The organism is Pseudomonas sp., from assembly GCF_036387035.1.
Classification (GTDB): domain Bacteria; phylum Pseudomonadota; class Gammaproteobacteria; order Pseudomonadales; family Pseudomonadaceae; genus Aquipseudomonas.
In genome coordinates this window covers 1-3,081 of the sequence record NZ_DASVUM010000172.1, presented here as the reverse complement: position 1 = coordinate 3,081, position 3,081 = coordinate 1, and the positions used below count along the sequence as shown (strand labels likewise).

Here is a 3,081-nt window from a genome sequence, read left to right as displayed (position 1 = left end):
ACCCAGTTCTTGTCCGCCGTCACGGGCAAGCCCTCTTTGGCCTGAGCCTCGGCGTTGGTTTTCATCATGCCGTTGAGCTGGGTCATGTACTTGTCCTTGCGATTGACCCACAAGTGAACGCCGCCTTTGCTGACGTCGACGCCGTGGAACAGCATGTAACCGTCGCTTGAAGGCGTGTCGCCGCCAACCAGCACCGGTTTTTTCCATTGATCGATGTAGGTCAGGATCGCGGCCTGCTTGCCCGCCATCCAGGTCGCAGGGGTCCACAGGTAAGGGGTCAGTTCAAGGCCCAGGTTGGCTTTTTCGTCGTATTTGCCAGCGCTGATCTGCTTGCGCGCAGTCGTCAGCTCACCTGTCTCACGGTTCTTCAGCAGGGTGGTCACGCCGATGACGTTCTGCGGCTTCACGTTGTAGCCGTACTTGGGATCAGCGGCGACCATGCGCACCAGTTCTTCGGACGCCGCGGTCATCACGTAGACCTCGATACCGTTTTCCATCAGTTTGTTGTACAGCTCGGCCTGACCGGTAAAGACCTTGGGCGGTTGCACCTCGATCGTCTTGACCACGTCACCTTCGTAATACGTGCTCGGCACAGGTTTACCCGACGCCATCAACTCATCGACATAACCTTTCAGTTCTTTGAGGGTGAACCCGGAGAACACTTGCGCGACCCACGGATAGCAGACCATGTCGTCGATTTCGCACAGTCGGTAGTAGTAGCTGAACAGGCTTTCCTTGTGGTCAGCAGTGTCTTTGAACGGAATGAGTTTGAGGGACGGATCGAGGGTGTCTCGGGTGATCAGCCCTTTGTTTTCCATGAAGGGCAGCAGCGATTCTTCCAGGTCATAGCGGTAGCTGGTGTTATCCATGTCGAAAACGGCGAAGTTACCTTTGTTGGCATTCGCCGCGATCATCGCGTTGAGCTGCTTGGCGGCAGGCGCCGGCCAGTGGGTCAGTTCGGTCGCGAATGCGTGCCCGGCTAGCCCCAGATACAGCGCAGCGGCTGCGAGCGTTGGTGCGATTTTCATGGTGATCTCCTCCCCGTTTATGGTTCGAGGAGGGACCCTAACAAAAAGCCATTACTGTTTCGATGCGTCAGCGACCGCGTCCGTTCTGATGCCGTCATCTCGGTCGCCGTTCGCGACAGATGACATAAAAACGACGTTCTTGTGACAGCGCTTTAGCTGCTCAAATTTGTGGGAGCGAGCTTGCTCGCGAATAGGCCGGCACATCCCATAAATCTTCACCGGCTGAAATGCCATGTTCGTGAGCAAGCTCACTCCCACAGTTGACGGCATTCCCCTGTAGCACTGAGCTTGCTCGCGATAGCGATATCAGACTCGTTCCCACACCTCAAAGCTGTACGCAGGCTTGTCATCCAGGGCCGGGTTCTCTGTATTCGAGACCATCGTCCACTTCGCCTCCTCGAACTCAGGAAACCACGCATCGCCTTCTGGACTCAGCGCAACGCGGGTCAGGTAAAGACGGTCGGCGTGCTCAAGGGCTTGGCCGTAAAGCTGGGCGCCGCCGATCAGCATCACCTCGCTGACACCTTGCTCGCGCGCCCATTCTTCAGCGCGATGAACTGCCGCCTCCAGAGAGGTGAACACCTCGGCGCCCTCAAGTTGCAAGCCCTGCTGCCGCGTGACCACCAGATTCAGCCGCCCCGGCAGAGGACGCCCCAGGGAGTCCCAAGTCTTGCGGCCCATGATGATCGGCTTGCCCAGCGTGGTCGCCTTGAAATATTTGAAATCGCCCGGCAGGTGCCAAGGCATGGAATTGTCGACGCCGATGACCCGGTTTTCAGCGAGTGCGGCGATCAAGCTCAGGGGGAGATGTTTTTTCATGGCCGCAGGATATCAGAGCGCTCAGCCCCAGCACATTCGCCTGCCATGCAGGTCCAAGCACCGATAACCCGTTCGCTGCACCATCGCAGCCACACCGGTTATGCTCACCCACGACTTTACCGACGAGACGCCGCGTGACTGCACTGACTCCCCTTGATGAACTCTGGCTGACCGAAGCCGTGCGCCTGCGCGAAGAACACGCGGGCGCGCTAGACGATGAAGAAGCCAACCGCCGTGCGCGCGCCGGTGCCGGCGACCTGCAAACCCGGATCAGGCGCCGTGCCCTGTGGCTCGCCGAACGTGACGGCATGCTCAAGGCCCTGCACCACTGGAAACAAGGCGCGCGGTTGGCGCTGATCGTGCTGGCGGTGTTCGCGGTGGTCAGCGGCGCCGGGCTGGCCTTCGCCGCATTGGGCGACGGACAGACTCCCGTCAATGTGTTCTGGGCGCTGGGCAGCCTGCTGGGGCTTGATCTGATCCTCTTGGCAAGTTGGCTCCTGGGCGTGCTCTTCGCCGGGGAAAGCACTGCTGGTCTCGGGCGCCTCTGGCTGTGGCTCAGCGAGAAACTGGCCCGCGATGCACAAGCCGCGCAACTGGCGCCCGCGCTGATATTGCTTCTGCAACGCAAGCGCCTGAATCGGTGGGTGCTGGGCGTTTGCGTCAATGGTCTGTGGCTGCTCGCCCTGTTCAGTGCCCTGACGCTGCTGCTGTTATTGATGGCGACGCGGCGCTACGGCTTCGTCTGGGAAACCACCATTCTGGGCAGCGACACCTTTATCGGCCTGACCCAAGGTCTGGGGGCGCTTCCTTCGCTTCTCGGCTTCAGCGTGCCCACCGAATCCATGATCCGCGCCAGCGGTGACAACGCGTTCGCCATCGAAAACGCCCGTCAGGCCTGGGCGGGCTGGCTGGTCGGTGTGCTGGTGGTGTTCGGCATTTTGCCGCGCCTGCTGCTGACGCTGCTGTGCTACACGCGGTGGCGCGTGGGCCGTGGCGCCTTGGCTGTTGATTTGAGCCACCCTGCTTTCATCGAACTGCGCGAGCGCTTGATGCCCAGCAGTGAACGGCTGGGCATCAACGATGCCGCCCCCGCTCAGCTTCATGCCGTCGAAACCGGGGCGGCAGCGAGCGAAAGCCAGGGAGCGCTGGTGGTCGCCATCGAGCTGGACAATCAGCATGCGTGGCCGCCCGAGCTTCCCGAAAGCGTGATCAACGCCGGCATTCTCGACTCCCG

3 protein-coding genes are annotated in these 3,081 nt (G+C 60.6%); 1 reads left to right on the top strand and 2 read right to left on the bottom strand.

Annotated features, from left to right (window positions below; translation table 11 throughout):
• The coding region (locus VF672_RS16625) for a haloacid dehalogenase-like hydrolase (protein WP_331105660.1) at positions 1–1,028 on the bottom strand (1,028 nt) is incomplete at its 3' end.
• 306 nt (positions 1,029–1,334) lie between these two features.
• Positions 1,335–1,847 carry a dihydrofolate reductase gene (locus VF672_RS16620; RefSeq protein ID WP_331105659.1) on the bottom strand — a complete coding sequence of 171 codons (513 nt, stop codon included), beginning with the start codon at positions 1,845–1,847 and terminating at the stop codon, positions 1,335–1,337.
• Between the two features lie 134 nt (positions 1,848–1,981).
• On the opposite strand from VF672_RS16620, the gene VF672_RS16615 reads away from it, so the two are divergent.
• Positions 1,982–3,081: DUF2868 domain-containing protein (locus tag VF672_RS16615; protein ID WP_331105658.1), on the top strand; the 1,100-nt coding region annotated here is incomplete at its 3' end.

Excerpts from the sequence above, each read along its gene's own strand:
- VF672_RS16620 (WP_331105659.1), bottom strand. The coding sequence starts at position 1,847 with ATGAAAAAACATCTCCCCCTGAGCTTGATCGCCGCACTCGCTGAAAAC.